The 17,132-nt window shown below is 54.4% G+C and carries 17 protein-coding genes and 1 pseudogene; 4 read left to right on the forward strand and 14 right to left on the reverse strand.

From position 1 onward, the window contains the following. Positions 1–154: 154 nt before the first annotated feature. Together OYW20_RS01120 and OYW20_RS01125 are read right to left on the reverse strand one after the other, a co-directional pair. Entirely contained in the window at positions 155–484 is a 330-nt protein-coding gene (locus OYW20_RS01120; RefSeq protein WP_268798906.1) for a hypothetical protein, read from the reverse strand. 2 nt (positions 485–486) lie between these two features. Continuing rightward, on the reverse strand, positions 487–849 hold the full coding sequence (locus OYW20_RS01125; protein ID WP_268798907.1) for a hypothetical protein: 363 nt from the start codon (positions 847–849) through the stop codon (positions 487–489). 69 nt (positions 850–918) lie between these two features. On the opposite strand from OYW20_RS01125, the pseudogene OYW20_RS26055 reads away from it, so the two are divergent. Continuing rightward, positions 919–1,038, forward strand: a pseudogene (locus tag OYW20_RS26055) (NAD-dependent deacylase); the annotation flags it as partial. A 43-nt stretch (positions 1,039–1,081) separates the two neighbouring features. Here the strand turns inward: OYW20_RS26055 and OYW20_RS01130 are convergent. Genes OYW20_RS01130 through OYW20_RS01140 form a run of 3 tightly spaced genes read right to left on the reverse strand, consistent with a single transcriptional unit; the run spans position 1,082 to position 5,419 of the window. After that, positions 1,082–2,434 (reverse strand): transposase, encoded by a 1,353-nt coding sequence (locus OYW20_RS01130; RefSeq protein WP_268798908.1) that lies wholly within the window; start codon positions 2,432–2,434, stop codon positions 1,082–1,084. After that, the gene (locus tag OYW20_RS01135) at positions 2,427–4,460 is read right to left on the reverse strand and encodes a transposase (RefSeq protein WP_268798909.1); all 2,034 of its coding nucleotides are present in this window, start codon (positions 4,458–4,460) and stop codon (positions 2,427–2,429) included. Before OYW20_RS01135 ends, OYW20_RS01130 begins: the two co-directional genes overlap by 8 nt. Continuing rightward, on the reverse strand, positions 4,457–5,419 hold the full coding sequence (locus OYW20_RS01140) for a PDDEXK family nuclease (RefSeq protein WP_268798910.1): 963 nt from the start codon (positions 5,417–5,419) through the stop codon (positions 4,457–4,459). The genes OYW20_RS01135 and OYW20_RS01140 overlap by 4 nt, the downstream gene beginning before the upstream one ends. A gap of 717 nt (positions 5,420–6,136) precedes the next feature. On the opposite strand from OYW20_RS01140, the gene OYW20_RS01145 reads away from it, so the two are divergent. From OYW20_RS01145 to OYW20_RS01155, 3 genes are all read left to right on the forward strand, one after another. Continuing rightward, positions 6,137–7,753, forward strand: a complete 1,617-nt coding sequence (locus OYW20_RS01145; protein WP_268798912.1) for a TnsD family Tn7-like transposition protein — start codon at positions 6,137–6,139, stop codon at positions 7,751–7,753. A 575-nt stretch (positions 7,754–8,328) separates the two neighbouring features. Further along, complete coding sequence (locus tag OYW20_RS01150) at positions 8,329–8,541, forward strand: hypothetical protein (RefSeq protein ID WP_268798913.1); 213 nt, start codon at positions 8,329–8,331, stop codon at positions 8,539–8,541. A 118-nt stretch (positions 8,542–8,659) separates the two neighbouring features. Continuing rightward, positions 8,660–8,842, forward strand: a complete 183-nt coding sequence (locus OYW20_RS01155) for a hypothetical protein (RefSeq protein WP_268798914.1) — start codon at positions 8,660–8,662, stop codon at positions 8,840–8,842. Between the two features lie 19 nt (positions 8,843–8,861). Here OYW20_RS01155 and OYW20_RS01160 read toward each other — a convergent pair whose 3' ends face one another. From OYW20_RS01160 to lptM, 9 genes are all read right to left on the reverse strand, one after another. Continuing rightward, the gene (locus tag OYW20_RS01160) at positions 8,862–9,725 is read right to left on the reverse strand and encodes a CHAD domain-containing protein (protein WP_268798915.1); all 864 of its coding nucleotides are present in this window, start codon (positions 9,723–9,725) and stop codon (positions 8,862–8,864) included. Positions 9,726–10,046: 321 nt separating this feature from the next. Further along, positions 10,047–11,483, reverse strand: a complete 1,437-nt coding sequence (locus OYW20_RS01165; RefSeq protein WP_268798916.1) for an IS1182 family transposase — start codon at positions 11,481–11,483, stop codon at positions 10,047–10,049. 103 nt (positions 11,484–11,586) lie between these two features. Further along, entirely contained in the window at positions 11,587–11,949 is a 363-nt protein-coding gene (locus OYW20_RS01170; protein WP_268798917.1) for a DUF6463 family protein, read from the reverse strand. Between the two features lie 511 nt (positions 11,950–12,460). Beyond that, the gene (locus tag OYW20_RS01175) at positions 12,461–13,156 is read right to left on the reverse strand and encodes an HAD family hydrolase (protein WP_268798918.1); all 696 of its coding nucleotides are present in this window, start codon (positions 13,154–13,156) and stop codon (positions 12,461–12,463) included. Then, positions 13,146–14,051, reverse strand: a complete 906-nt coding sequence (gene xerC / locus OYW20_RS01180) for a tyrosine recombinase XerC (protein ID WP_268798919.1) — start codon at positions 14,049–14,051, stop codon at positions 13,146–13,148. The genes OYW20_RS01175 and xerC overlap by 11 nt, the downstream gene beginning before the upstream one ends. 2 nt (positions 14,052–14,053) lie before the next feature. Then, positions 14,054–14,791 (reverse strand): DUF484 family protein, encoded by a 738-nt coding sequence (locus OYW20_RS01185; protein WP_268798920.1) that lies wholly within the window; start codon positions 14,789–14,791, stop codon positions 14,054–14,056. A 13-nt stretch (positions 14,792–14,804) separates the two neighbouring features. Beyond that, on the reverse strand, positions 14,805–15,635 hold the full coding sequence (dapF, locus tag OYW20_RS01190; protein ID WP_268798921.1) for a diaminopimelate epimerase: 831 nt from the start codon (positions 15,633–15,635) through the stop codon (positions 14,805–14,807). Between the two features lie 4 nt (positions 15,636–15,639). Further along, positions 15,640–16,887 carry a diaminopimelate decarboxylase gene (lysA, locus tag OYW20_RS01195; RefSeq protein ID WP_268798922.1) on the reverse strand — a complete coding sequence of 416 codons (1,248 nt, stop codon included), beginning with the start codon at positions 16,885–16,887 and terminating at the stop codon, positions 15,640–15,642. Between the two features lie 9 nt (positions 16,888–16,896). After that, on the reverse strand, positions 16,897–17,061 hold the full coding sequence (gene lptM, locus OYW20_RS01200) for an LPS translocon maturation chaperone LptM (RefSeq protein ID WP_268801245.1): 165 nt from the start codon (positions 17,059–17,061) through the stop codon (positions 16,897–16,899). Positions 17,062–17,132: the final 71 nt, after the last annotated feature.

Genomic DNA, 17,132 nt, shown 5'->3' on the forward strand with positions numbered 1-17,132 from the left:
CTTCTGAACGTCATATATGAGTAACGGCGAAACCCGTTTATAGCGCCTCCCCTGGCTCCCAGGAACGCATCGGAATGGCCATTTGCCTTAACCCATCATAGATACATCCCGCGATGTCGGGGGAACTGTTCATATGAATCCGTCGAGGATCTTGTTATCTCGCGGGTTTAACCGACACCAGCTCTATGTATCTGAATTTCTTGCGAGCGGTTTTCGTTGCATCTAGCTCGGCTTGGAGCGTGCTCAAGGTGTGCGCCTCATGGATGAACAGCTCTGTCTTCCCTTCAAATTCATTACCAACGCGCAAGGTGACCACCACTTTGGGGCCAGCCGATCCTGACGCTTTACGTTTTGTTACCGGCTTGCGAGGCGATGGAGCTGAGGCAAGGGTCTCGTCCTGTTCCTCAGGAGCCGGCGATGAAACCGCTCCGGCAGGTCCAAACAAGGCTCGACGCATTTCTTCTTCAGAAAGATTTGGGCACATGGTCAATTGTCCAAGGAGTGTTTACGCCGCAGGTGCTCGTCCAGATCCACCGCACGCCTTTGAACCATTGTCAGTTGACCATCCCGAATATCGAAATCGGATGGAGATATGCATATCTCGATTTCAGCAGCCTCCTTTAAGGCCATTTGAAAATAGGCACGCCCGTGAGCCTGGATTTTGTGCCCACTGGAAAACTCGATTTCAATTATCCCGGCCGTATCCTCTTCATCAGCAAGGTTGCCTAAGGGGGATACGCGCGCTCCCGTTAGTACGTGCACCAGCGGACCCCTACTGGCGACATTGCACTGAAACTGGGGCAACTGACGAAGCGCATCAACGTAGCGAACGCTCAGATTTTTTGGCAAAGCCATACTCCTTTCACTTGTTGAGTTGGCCTGAGGACCAGCGCGACCATGCCGCGGACGTCCGTGTCAGCGGCCGGTATCCACGTCATCATCGCAGACGTTTGCCTGAGGGTCCCATACGAATTGATGCTAATGGGCTCGGCAGCGCAGGTGTTGCCTGCGCTATTGCAGGCGATACCCTTGAGATAAAGCTGGCAGCAGCTCAGCAGATGTGCGAGTGCTTTCATAGCGCTTACTTTGCAGGCCCTCGAGGCTTAGGCGATCCCTTAGACTCGAATAGCAGTCGGCTGTACGCATCCTCCAAGCCCTCCCGAGTCTGCTTGGGTAAAGCCGGTTTCTTCTCACGCTCGGGCTTCAAAGAAGGATTGGAAGCTGAACCTAGCGGATAGATCTGCTCGAAGTTCTTGCGCTCCTCGGCCGTCAACGCTGCGACGAAAACCTTCTCGCTGACCCGTGCGGCACGATCTTGCTTAGTGAAGGTCAAGACGTTCGATTGGACCGGCACGGGGAACGGACAACGAAGGTCGGGCCTGAATCCGGGTTTACATTTCTGAAGGTTGAGGAGGAATAGATCTTCGACGTCGCGTCTGCTGCTGGAGTAGGAGGCGGAGAGGTATGCCTTGGTGATGTCCTCAATACCGAACGTATGGCGACGGTCTGCGCGTGCTTCAAGATAAGCCGTTTTGATCAGATGCACCGTCAAACGCTTTATACCGAACGTACACCGATACAGCTCATGCATGAGGGCGGCTGGATCTGCAGATACACGCTGTCCACTCACTCGGATACATTCACGAACGTATTCCTCCCAAGCCTTCGAGTCAGGATGATCCGGCAGCATTACGCGAGGTTCGGAAAGAAGCCGTTGCTTGTCCTCACTGTTCCTTGTCAGCAATTTGTGACCCAGGCTGTAGTTGGCCACATAGATCATTGGAATCCCAAGCCCGGCCACTGTGAGGAGAATATCCGTGACCCGGGCTACGCCTTGACCGGTGCTCTGATGCTGCATCTCTTCGAGCATCATTAGTGATACACCATCACGATTGATTCTACGCCGGCACTCCGTGAGCAGCTTTGATGTATTCGCTCTAACTCCTGTCGCGTCACCGCCTAGGAAGTCTTCCAGCAACTGCCTGCCGCCAGCCTTCCCCCTTGCGCTGGCGTACCAGTGCGAGGTTAGGATGTGTGGTTCATGGAAATGGGCGGATGTATAAGGTGCACCTCCAGGCATCACTTTCATCAGCGCACTGATAGTTTGGCTCTTCCCAACGCCAGCAAGGCCGGTGAGGCATATAGGAAACGCCTCATCCTCGGGGGGGTTATACAGCCGCTGCTGATATTGCCGATCGGTGGAGAAATTATCGGCGGAAAAGCTGCGCGCACGATCAACACTGTCTTTGATGAAGTCCAAAGAAAACTGGTTGGGAAGGAAAATCGTCTTCAAGACCTCTGACAGACGCTCAGCTGCCAATGCGGGGCTCAACTCCTCAAGACCGGTCACCGGGTCAGGATGCACTGTAACCAACCGCCGGATATCAGCCGGCGTGTCCGGTCCGTCAAAGCGCGTGGAAAAGATGTTAGTCATGGCCTTTCCCCATCAACCGCTTCTGGTCGGTGGCATCACGCTCGGCCGCTCCGCCCTTTGCAGGACGCCCCAGCTTGCGAGTACCACTGTCCCAGGCTTTGCTTGTTGCGTGAAGAAACTGGGCATTGCGATCCTGGAGTATCGCGGGCTGTTCTTCACGAAGCTGCGCCTTTCCGCGCAGCCGATTCTCATTGAGCACTTGAAGATCCGAGAGCGAAATGTCGACACTGCTGGGATGGACGCTCGCTGGCTTTACAAAATCGAGTTCGTACAAGACACCCTCTAACTCGATCCAGATATGTCTGACACACATGGTCATCACATAAGCTGTGACAAGTATCTGGCCATTGAGCGCAATCCTGTCAAAAACTTCGGTATCAATCAGCTTTGAAGAGTTGTACTTACGGCCATAAAAATAAACTCCACTCCTTTTGATTTGCGCCGGATGAGGAGTCAGGAACTCTCGTACGGCGTAGTCAAAACTAACCTCCGTTCCCGCATCGTAACCAAGATTACTATAGAACTTGTAAATATTATGTGGGGTCGGACTGAAGCCCACCTCCAACATCTCAGGCGTCATCCTCCCCTCAGCATCAGAAGCGTCATTATCGTAAATAGCTTGCAGAATATGCCGCTTGCACATCTCCACGAAGTTTAGCGAGCTATGAAAATGTGTTGGCTGATCATTATTAGACTTGGTCCGAGGATGTGACGACTCAACCGTCGCTTTCGACTGACCCGAGTGGGTAGGAGTTAGCTCAAGCCTGGATAACCAACTCATCATTTCGTCACGAGCGACCGCTTCGGAACGAGTCGGTACGCCCATGGTAGAGCCAGGTCCACGATCGAAGACGATGTTTTGTGGCAGTCCGAAAGTGGGCCACTGACCTTCTCTGAGCGTCAATCCGAATAACGAGGCATATTTGACCTTGCCTACAGCCGTCGAAAACAAAGCCATACGGTAAGCTTCCATGCTCTCTTTGTTTTCGGAAAACCCCAAGGCAATGACGGCTCCAGACTGGCCACACACCCCTCGAACTATACAAGCCGAATCCATAGCGGATCCTTCGAGCAAACCAGATATCTTTCCTTTGGGGTTATAACCATCGAACTCAACAAGTTGGTTAACATTGACCAGATCGTGAGCGAAGCTTCCAACTATGCCAGACTTTGCTCGAGCACCGCTGGGACCTCTGCGTGCTTTCCTATACGCCTTGGTGCTTATCACCTGACCAAGATAGTAGTCATACTGTCCTTTTGTGGGAAATGGCTTCCCTTCAGGATGATAGAACTTCTTACTTCCCTCTGAAGTTGTTAGAGGAATACAACCGAACTCACCTACTAGCACGGCACCAAAAATCTCAGCGTCAGATTTTGTTTTATCATTGTAATTGATGAACCCATTGATAATAGAAGCCTGCATTTCGGGCGTAGCGGGGAATCGGGATTTGCGTCCCGACCTAGGCGGCCGTCCCAACATTTGCCCGTCTGCGGCCTGTTCCCTCTTGCCTGTCCCACAACGGTCGAACTTAGGCATAAGCGCCCACTTCGAGCGGCCGAATACCAGATAGGTAAAAAACCAAAACCTCAACCGGGCGGCGTTCTGAGAGGGAGACTGGTTGGCGGCATAGGCATTGATGATCGACTCGGGATTGTCGCTGGAGAGGATCTCCTCAGCATCGTCTACCAAATCCGCTATGGCGAGGTAACGCTTGTTTACCATTTCATCGTAGCTTTTCGTTGGCCTTACCCGATCCTTTTCCAATTGATCCACTGAAATACCCCTGATGGCCTGCAACCAGGGAGGTGTGGCGTCACTGCCACATTCCAAAAGATCACCATTGGTCAACGCCAGATCAAATTCAGGCCGGGAAAACGTTAGCAAACTCGCAGTGGTGCCTTTTTCATCAAAAAATACAAGGCGCGCCCTATTCGCCTTGCCGTCACTTGCAAGAAAATAGTATTCGACATCCTTCGTCAGCCCTCTAAATCCCTCAGGTGCTTTCAGCTTGGAGCCAGTTATCATTCGGGCAGTCCGGCAAAAAGTGAGCCATAGACTTGCAGAACATCCGGCGCATCCGTCACCAATGGATGATCGATAAGAATCGGGTCAAACAAACTGACCTGTAGCTTACGCTCCCATATGTCTTTGTAGATCTTCGTCAAAAACAGATCGCGCCGGCCCCACCGCTGTCCGTACGCTAAGGCAACAGACGCTACTGGCCTCCCATGAGCGACACAGTCACCGACGTCGTGCGAGAAGTCCTCGAGAAGATTAGATTCGAGGCTGATTTCGCGATCATGATAGCCATATAAAAGATCCATGTTGGCCACCAAAACTGGGTCCAGCAGGTCCCTAGAAACCCTCACAGTCCTGATACCTGCACTATGGTAGTACGCCTCTTCCAAGGCATGCCGCGAGCGAGCTTTCTCGCGGTCTTCTTTCTGTTTCGCCAAGCTCTTCAAGCTTCCCCGAGCGACCTCATCAAAATCCATCGCACTCAACTTCACTGTCCAGTTCACAGCGTAGGGAACTGAGCTTTGCGGTTGGATATAGAGAAGCAGATCGCCCAGGTAGGGATGGGGAACCCTCTGGCGTTCACCATCACCGTAGGTCACGACTACAGTCGCGTGTTTAAGCCCGACTTCCTCAGCTACTAATGAGGTTCCCTTCACTGGCAGAAGTTCCAGTCCTGCAGCTAAGGGGTGCCCTTGAAGTGGATGAACGTGTGGAATAGGGCTGAGCATTTTCTGCTCGTGCAACTCAAATACGTCGGGATTATAAAGAGCCAGTTGGGCGAAGATCCTTTCAGGTGTAGAAAGAAGATGCAGTGCTCGGCCAAGCTTCCTGCTGTTAAGGCGGCAAATACGAGAGCCCTTGGGGGCTTCACCAGGAACTGCGTAAATTCCTGCTACATAGCTATCTCCCCACTTGAAGCGGCCTTGTCGAGCCATAATGCGAAACAACGATTTTTTAAGATCCACTAATTTTATCCATCGTCCATTCAATCCTTAGCAGGCAACGTATAACAGTCCACCTGTATCGGATGAATATGCAGTCCAATAACGCGTTGGCACGCCAAGGGCTACACCCACGCGCAATTTACTTTTCTCGGGATGAGAGGAGCCGTGCAGGGCTTGACGCCCTACGCTAGTGAATGGACAATGGATTCGTCAGGAGTCGAAAGCTGACTTATCCTCAGAGGCCCAAGGTCACACTTGGGCCTTTGTCTATCTGGCTCCTGGGTTTTCTATCCAGTTTCCATTTTGTTTTCCTCAGGCCTGATTAATAGGCCGGCAACTATATAATTCTAGCTGTCTGCACTTTGGCAGCTGCCTCTCCCTAAATTAGGCAGAGTTTCATCGCTTGTTTGTCGTGCACTTTCAGTTCCAGTAATGCCTTTAGTAACCGTTACTTAACGCAGCATGGTAACGCCGAAAAATGGCAGTTGACAACCGGAATAAATCAGCTATGTTCCGCCTCCGACGGCGGATTTATGCAGAATTTCCAGTATTTTCGGTGCTTGGACGGCTAAAAACTGGCCCACCTAGACGATAAAGAAATTAAAAACTAACGGTAAATGCCTACGGTTATGAGAGCTCAGATTCGTGAATAACCATCCGCTGTTTAGGTGGAATGGATACGAAGCACGAGGTGCCGGCCGCTATACTAATCTCCTCTGACCCCGATTAGGAGGCCGCATGAGCGCCGCTTCAGGGCAGGAGTGGGTGGCAAGGCCATTCCCTCGGCTGGACTGGCTACCCGACGAAACACTGTTCAGTTTGTGCAGTCGACAGCATCTGGTAATGGGTAACTTAAACCCTGCGACGACATCCACCGCTGTGTTGGGACTGCGTCAGCAATTTATAAAACATGATATTCCCTGCGGAATTTCAGCGTTAGAACGAACTGGGTTCGAATACTTGGGCAGTGCAGAATCTATTCTTCTTAATCACACAATATTCCCACTATTTGTTCCATTTCAAAATAAAGTTAAAATTGAAGACGCGTTAATGACTGTAAAAAGCGATCGCCTTGATTCAATTAAATATCGACTTGGCCTGGTATCAAGCGGCTTCGGCGCTGAACACCCGTTGAAAGCATGTCCGTACTGTATGTGCGAGGATGTGCACGCCCATGGCATAGCTTACTGGCACCTCACACACCAATATCCAGGTGTGCTGATCTGTCCACGCCATCAAGCTTGGCTCATGGCATCCACCAAAAGTAGACGGTGGTCGGGTCGGTTTGAATGGTCGCTACCTGCCAACGAATTCTTGATCGAACAGGCCTCATCTCAGAAACTCTGGTCACGTCCAGTTTTTTTGGCCTTGGCGGACAATGTCATCGACCTTGCGTCCATCGGCCGAGCGACGTCCTTCGAACCTTGCGCCGTCGCCAGGGCCTATCGAACAGCTGTACTCCAGGGGAGCAGATCTGCATCACTGCTCGACCGCACCGAGCAGCTTCGCCGCTTTCATCTCTTTGAATCATTGCCGACAGACAAAAGAAGCTCAGAGTCATTTGTGAACCAGTTTGTCCGTACCCCCCGCAGAAGCATTCATCCTCTGAAACATCTGATTCTGATTGATTGGCTATTTGATGACCTGCACTCGTTTCTAGAGGCCTACAACGCCGAAGTGGCCAGATCAGCCCAGCAAGTGGCACGCACTCCATCGCGGTTACCTGATAAGCGAGTCTCGCTATCAAGCTCTGGGGCTCCAGCCAAAAACGCTCCCAGGCCAAAACGACTAAAAGGCCGGCTCAGAGAGGATCTGCTTTTAAAACTGGCTGAGGGCGTATCGAAACAGGTGCTTTGTGAAGAGTTTCAAATCACTGTCTCCACGATCAATAAGCTGCTACGTGCCTATCCAGCGACCTACGCCATAGCACTTAAAGCTAGGCACCGCCGCGAGACTGATGAGCACAGGAGTCAGTGGCAACACCTGCACGGTTTGTATCCTGAACTGGGAGTCCAGGCTTTGAGGAACAAAATGCCTCCTCTCTACGCCTGGCTTTACCGAAACGACAAAACCTGGCTGATAGCCGAAGGCCAAACCTTCGCCAAACCTGCGCACGTGAACAAGCACCATGTTGACTGGGAGGCCCGAGATTATCGGCTACTGAGCATGTTACGAATGGCATGCGATTCGATCGCTTTACCGCAGCGCGGTCCGGTCACAATGGCCCAGCTGTACGCCATGATCCCCATACTCTCGACTTGCCTGGAAAACCGGTGCCAATACCCCGAGTCCAGAGCATACCTGTCTACGGTGCTGGGTCGCTCCAAGCCGCAAGATCTCCTCGACCACGGATAGGGCATTAATGCATCCGAGCGTAGATAGCTACAGGTCGAACAAGCACGACGACTGCGACCTCTGCCCGCCAAGACCAAAATCTGAGTAACTTCATTACCGAAGCCCAACGCTGGACAGTGAAATGCCAAGATCCTGCGGATGGAAGTGGCGACGTCATCATTAACTTGCGTCCGGACCTACACACCAGTTTAGGACTGAGCATCGGCGACGTACTGACCACTGAAGTGATCGGCGGCGCGATAGTTCTAACGCCGAAGTCGAGCGACTCACCTACACCCTGAATCGCACCGGAGCGCTTTATCTAATCTTCAAACGGGCGAACGGCACATCTGGGTGGCGGCGTTTGGGCATTGATTGCCGGCGGCGAAAGTACGTATGGGGTGTAGATTCAACCGTTCGCGAGGGCAGTAATCGGCCAAAAGCAGTCACTCGGGAAAGTCTATAATTCCAAAGCCGGTTCACGCCACAGTCGACTGCCTCTATCAGGCAGGCCAGACGATTTATGTTGCCGGTATGCTCCGGTGCAGTTGGCGCGACCCTGCTACGCTTACCCTTCGCGTTGAGGAATTGTCGCCATGCCAGCAAACACGCATTTGCCGGAGATTCTCGAAAAACTTCACGAGAACCAGCTCGCGCTTGCCGACGCCATCGAATCGATAGCGATGTGGATAGACCAGAGAGGGGCCACGGGAGTATCAAGTACAGCTCTAGGAGCCATAGCCACGCTCGACGTGAACGCCGAGTCCATTAGAAAGGGCATTGACTCGCTGAGAAAAACCATTCGATGAACCCGATTCATCAATTCCCCATATCGCGTCCGACTCAATACTCGGATTTCGAAAGGGTACGAGCTTTACTGATTAGACTCGTAGTGGACCTGAACCACCACACGAAGGGACTCTAGTGATGCAGATTAGAATCGAAGAAGCGAACACGCCCGAAGGCTGGCTGGTCTGGATGGACGCGTGGTGCGTCAAATTTCGCAGCTATGCAGAAGCTGAAGCCTTCGTGAAAAGACTGGAAGATCGCGTAAACGCAGCCCATCCCTTGCCGATCAGCATAAATAGACCTGTATTAGAGATCTCTTAAGGCGTTGTCTTCGATGCGGCTACACATCGTCATCGTTTTGAAATCTTACGCCAGTAATACTCAGGTCATTCAACGCGTGTTCGTTTCTTCCGCTGCCTCCAGGCAGCTTTTTTTTGCCTGATGATTTTGGCAACAGCTTCGCCAGATCGACCAATTGGGCCTCTGCTTTATCGAGTGCGGTGGCTGCGCAGCGCTGCCATACCTTTTCCAGCGGGAGTAGATCAGATTCGATCAGTGCCTTTTGGCACCACTGGTAATGGTCATGCCAGGCACCCAAAGCCGATTGCAGGGCTTTGAGAGAACTCGCCGCTTTACCCGAAAGCGGTGACAGTTTTGGAAAAGCCTCTGTCAGATAGCGAGTCCGCTTGACCAGGATTCTCAACTCATGTCGATCAAATCCAGCGTCATCCACAGCAGCATGCAGCCGGTCGATCTGTTTTTTTAGCGCTTTTTCAATTTGAGGCTGGACGTGCTTCAAACCGCCGTTGACTTCAACTGACCGAAAAATAGTAGGCCACTCGTCCAATTGAATGAACAAGTTATTGAGATGAGGGCTTTTTAGAATCTTGGAGTAGTTAGATGCTAAGCGCGCTTTTCTGAACTGAGCTTCGGCAAGAAAGCCCCTGGTCTCCAGCTCCTGAACCATCACCTCCATATCGCGAGTGGGTGTGGTTATCCTTCCCACCTCAGCTGCCGCAATGTTCAGCGCCGCCACCTCGCTCATGGTGCGCATCGGCCGCAGCAAACTCCTGATACGCCTCACTGCGATCCGGAGATCGTGCAAAGCTTCGCTATCAGTCCGCGCTTCCAATCGAGCACGCGAATGATACAACGCAACCTGTAGAGACAATATTTCAGCAACAAACTTGTCTACGAATGACATCCGGTCATCTCTTTGAAACGGTATGGTCACGAGCTTAGCAGAAGAGTGGACCGTCAGTTTCTGACTGTGCTCCGGAGATGCTACTTGCATCCGCGAAGGAAAAGGTCATCGACCACAAACGGTTGCGGGAATGGCTGCTTTGGGTCCAGGCTGTGTGAAAACGCGCTAAACACCTAGAAAACTGAGAGTCGCGAAGGTTGCCTATGGAATCAGCGGGCGGAAGCGCGAATTAGCTTAGTCAGTGACATAGACGTTCGTAATGCCGTTTGGGCCGCGTCAGCGGCCCAAACGGCTTCTAACTTGCGAGCCAAGCGGCTGGGTTCACGCCCTGATCGCCTCAAGCAGTCCTGCGATGCCGAAGATGCTCATCATTCGTTTGAGGTTGTAGGCGAGCACGTGAAGGCTCATCTCAGTGCTCACCCTCGGCAGGGTTTTGGTCAGGAAGTGGGTACTTCCCATCCAGCACTTGAGCGTTCCAAAAGGATGTTCAACGGTCTGTCGACGAACCCTCATCATCGCTGGATCATGTTCTAGCCGAACCTGCATCGCGTCGACTACCGACTCATGTTCCCAGCGCTTCACACGGCGCTCCTTACCCGTCGTACATTGCTTTTGCATTGAGCAGGACTGGCAGCCTGAGAAGTAATAACAATGCAATAACATGCCGTCTTCCGTCGACGAATGTCGCCTGGTTAGTAACTGCCCTGCAGGGCATCGATACTCGTCCGACGCCGCAAGATAGATGAAGTCCTGCTTGCCAAATCGGCCTTCGGCTTTGCTGCCAGATGTGAGGGGCTTGGGTACGAAGGTAGTGATGCCAGCTTGCTCGCAAGCAAGGATTTCCAGACCTTTGTAATAGCCTCGGTCGGCCACCACCGTTAGCGATTCAGCCTTGATTTCTTCACGCGCCTGGTTCGCCATATTGCTCAGTTGCCCACGATCATTACCAACGTTGGTCACCTCATGGGCAACGATCAGATGGTGTTTGTCGTCGACAGCGGTTTGTACGTTGTAACCAACCGTTCCGGTGCCTCGGCCGCTCGTAGCCATTGAGCGTGCATCTGGATCGGTGAGGGAGATCTGTTGGTCTGGACTGTCGTGGAGCTGCGCCTCGATGTCCTTGAGTTTCTGCATCTGCTTTTTCAGTGTTTCTATCTTTTCTTTAAGCCGCTCTGCTTTGGCCTCGGCCACCTCGGGCGTTGCCCGATCCGCCGAATCCATCGCCGCCAGATATCGATCAATGCTCTGCTCGATCTGCTGCATGCGAGCCTTCACCTTGCCCTGAGTGAAGTTGCGGTCGCGATTATTGACGGCTTTGAATTTGCTGCCGTCGATGGCGATGATCGATTGGGAGAAGAGATTGAGGTTGCGACAAAGAACTACGAACTGGCGGCATACGCTGCGAATGGCTTTGCCGTTGTCTTTGCGAAAGTCGGCAATGGTTTTGAAGTCCGGAGCCAAACGCCCCGTTAGCCACATCAACTCGACGTTGCGCTCGGCCTCACGTTCAAGTCGGCGGCTGGACTGAATCCGATTGAGATAGCCGTAGATATAGATCTTCAGCAACACCGCTGGGTGATAGGCTGGACGACCCGTTGCGGCAGGATCGACGCCCTCAAAACCAAGTGCGCCCAGGTCGAGTTCATCGACGAAAACGTCGACCACACGGACTGGATTTTCTTGGGTCACGTAATCGTCCAGGCACTCCGGCAGCAAGGTGACTTGCGTCCGAGCCTCACCTTCAATAAATCGCTTCATGATCGCCCCCGCTACGATCTCGACGATCAGAAGATTAGACAATTGCGGGAGTTTTCACACAGCCTGGGTCGATTGTTGCCTGTCGTGAAGGATGAACCGTTTGTCAGGCATACAAGCCATACCCTGCCGCGATGATCAGCGGAGAAACCAGGAGCGTTGCCCAGAACCCAGATTTTGGAACAGCAATGACGCAAATGATCGAGATCATCAGCACATAGATGCCAACAATTTTAAGTAGCGCGAGATCGCCAACGGCTACGGCGTGGATCGCTGTCTGCCCTGCGAGCATAAAAAGCGGCCCCAGCATGGTAAACCAGAGGGCTGCACGCCGATCTTCGTGCGCCCTGAACTGGTCAACGAAGCCAGTATTTACAGCGGCGGCGAATGCTGCTTTGAACTTGAAAATACCGAATGGAATATGGAGCACACCCAAGGAGAACAGGGTCCATGCGACGATGTTTGACATGTCTTATATGCTCCGTAACGGTTAGGTAGTTTAGAAGTGGTCACGGCAAATGAGACATTGCTCTGGGAGAAACGCAGCATGGTTGACGGCAAGGACTGCAGCCCTCGAACGAAGCTATCCATTTGCCATCACCGTGTCCACCGTCCACTTTTGGCCGACTGCCGCCCGTCATCACAGCCTCACATCGGCCAAAAGAGTAGTCGGATGGCTTGTTGTTAGACTCTCCATTAGGCACCTAACGGCGTAAGGCATTCTGGGTCGTCGTAGCGCCATTGTGCTTGCGCTCGGAACATTTGCTGGCTTTTATTGAAAAAGCTTTTTAATCAATAGCTTGCATGTTAACGACAGACTTTATTTAGTAGGTCTGGCTTCAAAATCTTAAAAAATGGCGTTGCGACAGACTTTATTTCTGATTAGCCCACTGACTAGTCTCTGGAATTGCTGAGTTAAATCCGACAGACTTTATTCCGTAGGATCACAGTGATGAGTGTGCAGTAAGCGAGCGGTGCGTTTAACTCCAGCGCGCCAGGACTTCTGGCAGTTGGGTCAGGCTGCTGATTTCGGCGTCTGGGGCTTTTTCTGCTTCCCATGGCTTACCACTGGGGTTGTACCAGATCGCCCGCATGCCGGCCTGTTGCGCGCCAGCGATGTCGTCACCCGGATGATCGCCGACATGCACGGCGTGCCGAGCGTCTGCGTTGCCACGCCTGAGAGCTTCCACGAATGGCGCGGGATCAGGTTTACCGATGCCGATGTCTTCTGCGCACAGGGCAAAAGCAAAGTAATCGGCCAGGCCCAGACGACGTACATCGGCATTGCCATTTGTGATCACGCCCAAGGTGTAGGTCTTGGCTAGCAACTCCAGTGTCGGCACCGCCTCCGGAAAAATCTCCAGTTGATGGCGGCCGTGCAAAAACACCTCAAATGCCTGATCGGCCAGATCTTGCGCCTGCGCATGGTCGTAGCCTGCATCTTCCAGCGCATGAAATAGCACACGGCGCCGCAGCGCACTGATCCGGTGCTTGAAGCCGGGATCAGCTTCGATTAGTCGCGAACGAATTTCCCAAAGATGTTCGACCGCAACAGGGCCCAGCTTTGGTGCGTGGGCAGCCAGCCAGTCTCGCAACATGGCCTCGGCACCGACAATTGCCGGAGCGGTTTCCCACAGCGTGTCGTCCAGGTCGAACGTAATCAGCTTAATGCTCATGGTCAGAAGAACCTTTGCGTTTGGCCCTCGGGTGGGCGCTGTCGTACACGGTTGCCAGGTGCTGAAAATCCAGATGGGTATAGATTTGTGTGGTCGCGATGTCGGCGTGCCCGAGCAGTTCCTGCACGGCGCGCAGGTCTTGGGATGACTCCAGCAGATGGCTCGCAAACGAATGGCGCAGCATGTGCGGATGCAGATTCTGCCCCAGTTCGCGCTCGCCAGCCGCCTTGACCCGCACCTGAATCGCTCTCGGCCCCAGGCGTCGGCCTTGTTGGCTGATAAAAACCGCATCGTCCGCAGGATTGGCCAGGGCACGCAGCTTCAGCCATTGTGTCAGCGCCTCACGGGCCTTGCTGCCAACCGGCAGCACACGGGTTTTGCTGCCTTTGCCAAGCACCTGGACCAGGCCGTCGCTCAGATCAAGTTGCTCGCAGTTCAAGCCCGTGAGCTCGGATAACCGCAAGCCAGAAGAATAGAAAAGTTCAAGAATCGCCTGATCACGGCGGGCCAGAAAATCATCCTCCACGCCACCTTCCAACAGTTGCAGCGTGCGGTCGGCATCCAGAGTTTTGGGCAGCCGTCGCTCGCCCTTCGGCGGGGACAAACCGTTGGCCGGGTCGTGCTCGCAAATCCCTTCGCGATTGAGGTACTGATAGAAGCCGCGAACTGCCGACAGCAGCCGTGCCAGGCTGCGTGATGATTGACCCTGCTGATGCAGGCGCGCAGTGAGGCTGCGCATGGACTGAATATCCAGCGCGGCCCAGGTCGTCAGGTTTTGTTTCTGGCAGAAGGCGAGCACTTTGCTCAAGTCACGGCGGTAGGCTTCGAGCGTGTGGGGCGACACCTGACGCTCACTGCGCAGGTGCATGCAGTAAGCGTCCAGATGCCGTTCCATGACTAGCGAACCGAGCGCAGGGCGTTGGTATGGCGTGGCAGCAGGCGTGCCAGCACGTCGGCTATGTAGCTCAAAAACAGCGTGCCCACTGAGCTTTTGTAATGCTGCGGATCGCGGCTGCCGATGGCCAGCAGGCCATGCAGGCCTTGGTGGTTAAGCGCGACGATCGCGGTCGAGCCGACTTCCTTGCTTTGTTCGGCGCCGAACAGGAACTCGAGCTCGTGTTCACGCAGTGCGCCGCAAATCGTCTTGCCGCCCGAGATCAGACCGCCGACGGCTTTATGCGCTTGTTCGCTGCTGACCCAGCGGCCAACCGGCATCGGGTTATCACTGAACAGGATCAGGCTCACGAACGGCACCTGAAATTGCAGGCGGAGGCTGTCTTCGACGGCGATGACGATCTCTTCCAGGCTGGTTGCATCCATCAGGTCGAGGATCAGGCGCCGGGTCTTGTCGAACAGCCGGTCATTGTCGCGGGCCACATCCATCAATTGCGACAGCCGATGACGCATCTCGATGTTGCGTTCGCGCAGCAGCTTGAGCTGGCGTTCGACCAGCGACACCGTGTCGCCACGCTGGTGAGGAATGCGCATGGCCGACAGCAGTTCATCGTGCTCGGCAAAAAATTCCGGATGCTGTTGCAGATAAGCCGCGACCGCCTCGGCTTCAAGGTTTGGCACTGCGTTATCGGCAGGCGATTCGCTAGGCGTATCGGTTGAAGCCTGAGGCTGGTCGGTCATTGGATGATCTCGCTCATAGACGTACTTGGCCTTCGTAAACCCGCACTGCCGGGCCGGTCATCAGGACGGGATGGCCAGGGCCTGCCCACTCGATGGACAAGCGCCCGCCAGGCAGATCGATCAGCAACGGCGAATCCATCCAGCCCTGGCTGATTGCGGCGACTGCGGCAGCACAGGCGCCGGTACCGCAGGCCTGGGTTTCCCCTGCACCGCGCTCCCAGACGCGTAATTGCGCGCGCTGACGATCGACTACGTGCAAAAAGCCTACGTTTACCCGAGCGGGAAAGCGCGGGTGGTGTTCGAGTTTGGGCCCAAGCGTGTGGACCGGCGCATTGTTGATGTCGTAAACGCGCACCACCGCATGCGGGTTGCCCATCGACACGGCCGCCAACTGGAGATTCTGGCCGTCTACCTCAACGATGTAGCTGTCTGCCTGAGCCGGCGCGTCGAACGGAATGTCCGCAGGCACCATCCGGGGAGCGCCCATGTCGACGCTGATCTGGCCGTCATTGCGGATATCGAGCTCGATGATGCCGCTCTTGGTCTCGACGCGAATCTGCTTTTTGGCGGTCAGGCGCTTGTCGAGCACGAAGCGGGCAAAGCAGCGCGCACCGTTACCGCACTGCTCGACTTCGGAACCGTCGGAGTTGAAGATTCGATAGCGAAAATCCACATCCGGATTGCTCGGCGCTTCTACCAGCAGCAGTTGATCGAAACCGATACCGGTGTGGCGATCGCCCCACTGTTTGGCGTGCTTGGGCAAGATGTGAGCGTGCTGGCTCACAAGGTCCAGCACCATAAAGTCGTTGCCCAGGCCATGCATCTTGGTAAAACGCAGCAGCATGGGGTTACTCCGGCAGCAGGCTTTCGCCGGCAAACAACTCAGTCACGGTTTCACGGCGACGTACTTCGAAAGCGGCCTGGCCATCTACCAGTACTTCGGCAGTACGGCCGCGCGTGTTGTAGTTGGAGCTCATGACGAAGCCATATGCGCCTGCAGAGTGCACCGCCAGCAGATCGCCTTCAGCCAGAGACATCTCACGCTCTTTGGCGAGGAAATCGCCGGTTTCGCAGATCGGCCCGACGATGTCATAGCTGCGCGTTGCGCCCTCGCGCGGCTGCACGGCTGTCACGTTCATCCAGGCTTGATACAGCGCCGGACGAATGAGGTCGTTCATGGCCGCATCGACGATGGCGAAATCCTTGTGCTCGGTGTGCTTGAGGTACTCGACGCGAGTCAGCAGCACGCCGGCATTGGCAACGATGAACCGACCCGGCTCGAACATCAGTGTCAGGTCGCGTCCTTCAAGGCGCTCGCGCACGGCTTTGATGTAGTCGCCGGCCAGCGGTGGCTCTTCGTCGCGATAACGCACGCCGAGGCCGCCGCCCAGATCAATGTGGTTCAGCAGAACGCCACAATCGGCAAGGCGATCAACCAGTGCCAGCAGGCGATCCAGCGCATCGACGAAGGGCTCCAGCGTGGTCAGTTGCGAGCCGATGTGGCAATCGACGCCAATAACGTCGAGGTTCGGCAACTGTGCGGCACGTATGTAAACGTCTTCGGCGTCCGCGATGGCGATGCCGAATTTGTTTTCTTTGAGGCCAGTGGAGATGTAAGGATGGGTGCCGGCATCGACATCAGGGTTGACGCGCAGCGAGACGGGGGCACGAACGCCCATTTGCCCGGCCACCACTTGCAAGCGCTCAAGCTCGTCGGTGGATTCGACGTTGAAGCAATGGACGCCGACTTCGAGGGCGCGACGCATGTCTTCGCGGGTTTTGCCTACGCCGGAGAACACGATTTTATCGGCGTGGCCGCCAGCGGCCAGCACACGCTCAAGCTCGCCACGGGAAACAATGTCGAAACCAGCGCCCATCCGCGCCAGGACATTGAGTACGCCCAGATTGGAGTTGGCTTTGACCGCAAAGCACACCAGATGCGGCATGCCGCTCAACGCATCGGTAAATGCACGGTATTGGGCTTCGATATGAGCCCGGGAGTAAACGTAGGTTGGCGTACCAAAGCGTTCGGCGATGGCAGACAACGAAACCCCTTCCGCGAACAATTCACCGTCGCGGTAGTTGAAGGCGTCCATGAATAATCCCTAGTTGGTCGTGTGCTTGTGCGGAGCCGGGTGCGTTTTGGCTTCAGCGCTGCTGGCGTTAGACGAGTCGTCATCCGGCAAGTACAGCGGGCCTTTTTGACCACAGGCAGTAACAAGACACGCAACCGCTAGGAGCGCAGCTAAGGAAGAGATCAGGCGCTTCATGGCGAAATCCTTTGTATAAGCATTAATTGCGCCCGAGTATACCGACCACCCGACTGATTGCCTATGTGCCG

This window comes from Pseudomonas sp. BSw22131, assembly GCF_026810445.1.
GTDB lineage: Bacteria > Pseudomonadota > Gammaproteobacteria > Pseudomonadales > Pseudomonadaceae > Aquipseudomonas > Aquipseudomonas huanghezhanensis.

What these genes read in the sequence shown, in the direction of transcription:
- OYW20_RS01185 (WP_268798920.1), bottom strand. Translation starts at nt 14,791, where the DNA reads ATGACCGACCAGCCTCAGGCTTCAACCGATACGCCTAGCGAATCGCCT.
- OYW20_RS01160 (WP_268798915.1), bottom strand. Translation starts at nt 9,725, where the DNA reads ATGTCATTCGTAGACAAGTTTGTTGCTGAAATATTGTCTCTACAGGTT.
- OYW20_RS01135 (WP_268798909.1), bottom strand. Translation starts at nt 4,460, where the DNA reads ATGATAACTGGCTCCAAGCTGAAAGCACCTGAGGGATTTAGAGGGCTG.
- OYW20_RS01145 (WP_268798912.1), top strand. Translation starts at nt 6,137, where the DNA reads ATGAGCGCCGCTTCAGGGCAGGAGTGGGTGGCAAGGCCATTCCCTCGG.
- OYW20_RS01170 (WP_268798917.1), bottom strand. Translation starts at nt 11,949, where the DNA reads ATGTCAAACATCGTCGCATGGACCCTGTTCTCCTTGGGTGTGCTCCAT.
- OYW20_RS01155 (WP_268798914.1), top strand. Translation starts at nt 8,660, where the DNA reads ATGCAGATTAGAATCGAAGAAGCGAACACGCCCGAAGGCTGGCTGGTC.
- xerC (WP_268798919.1), bottom strand. Translation starts at nt 14,051, where the DNA reads ATGGAACGGCATCTGGACGCTTACTGCATGCACCTGCGCAGTGAGCGT.
- OYW20_RS01120 (WP_268798906.1), bottom strand. Translation starts at nt 484, where the DNA reads ATGTGCCCAAATCTTTCTGAAGAAGAAATGCGTCGAGCCTTGTTTGGA.
- OYW20_RS01165 (WP_268798916.1), bottom strand. Translation starts at nt 11,483, where the DNA reads ATGAAGCGATTTATTGAAGGTGAGGCTCGGACGCAAGTCACCTTGCTG.
- OYW20_RS01150 (WP_268798913.1), top strand. Translation starts at nt 8,329, where the DNA reads ATGCCAGCAAACACGCATTTGCCGGAGATTCTCGAAAAACTTCACGAG.
- dapF (WP_268798921.1), bottom strand. Translation starts at nt 15,635, where the DNA reads ATGCTGCTGCGTTTTACCAAGATGCATGGCCTGGGCAACGACTTTATG.
- lptM (WP_268801245.1), bottom strand. Translation starts at nt 17,061, where the DNA reads ATGAAGCGCCTGATCTCTTCCTTAGCTGCGCTCCTAGCGGTTGCGTGT.
- OYW20_RS01130 (WP_268798908.1), bottom strand. Translation starts at nt 2,434, where the DNA reads ATGACTAACATCTTTTCCACGCGCTTTGACGGACCGGACACGCCGGCT.
- lysA (WP_268798922.1), bottom strand. Translation starts at nt 16,887, where the DNA reads ATGGACGCCTTCAACTACCGCGACGGTGAATTGTTCGCGGAAGGGGTT.
- OYW20_RS01175 (WP_268798918.1), bottom strand. Translation starts at nt 13,156, where the DNA reads ATGAGCATTAAGCTGATTACGTTCGACCTGGACGACACGCTGTGGGAA.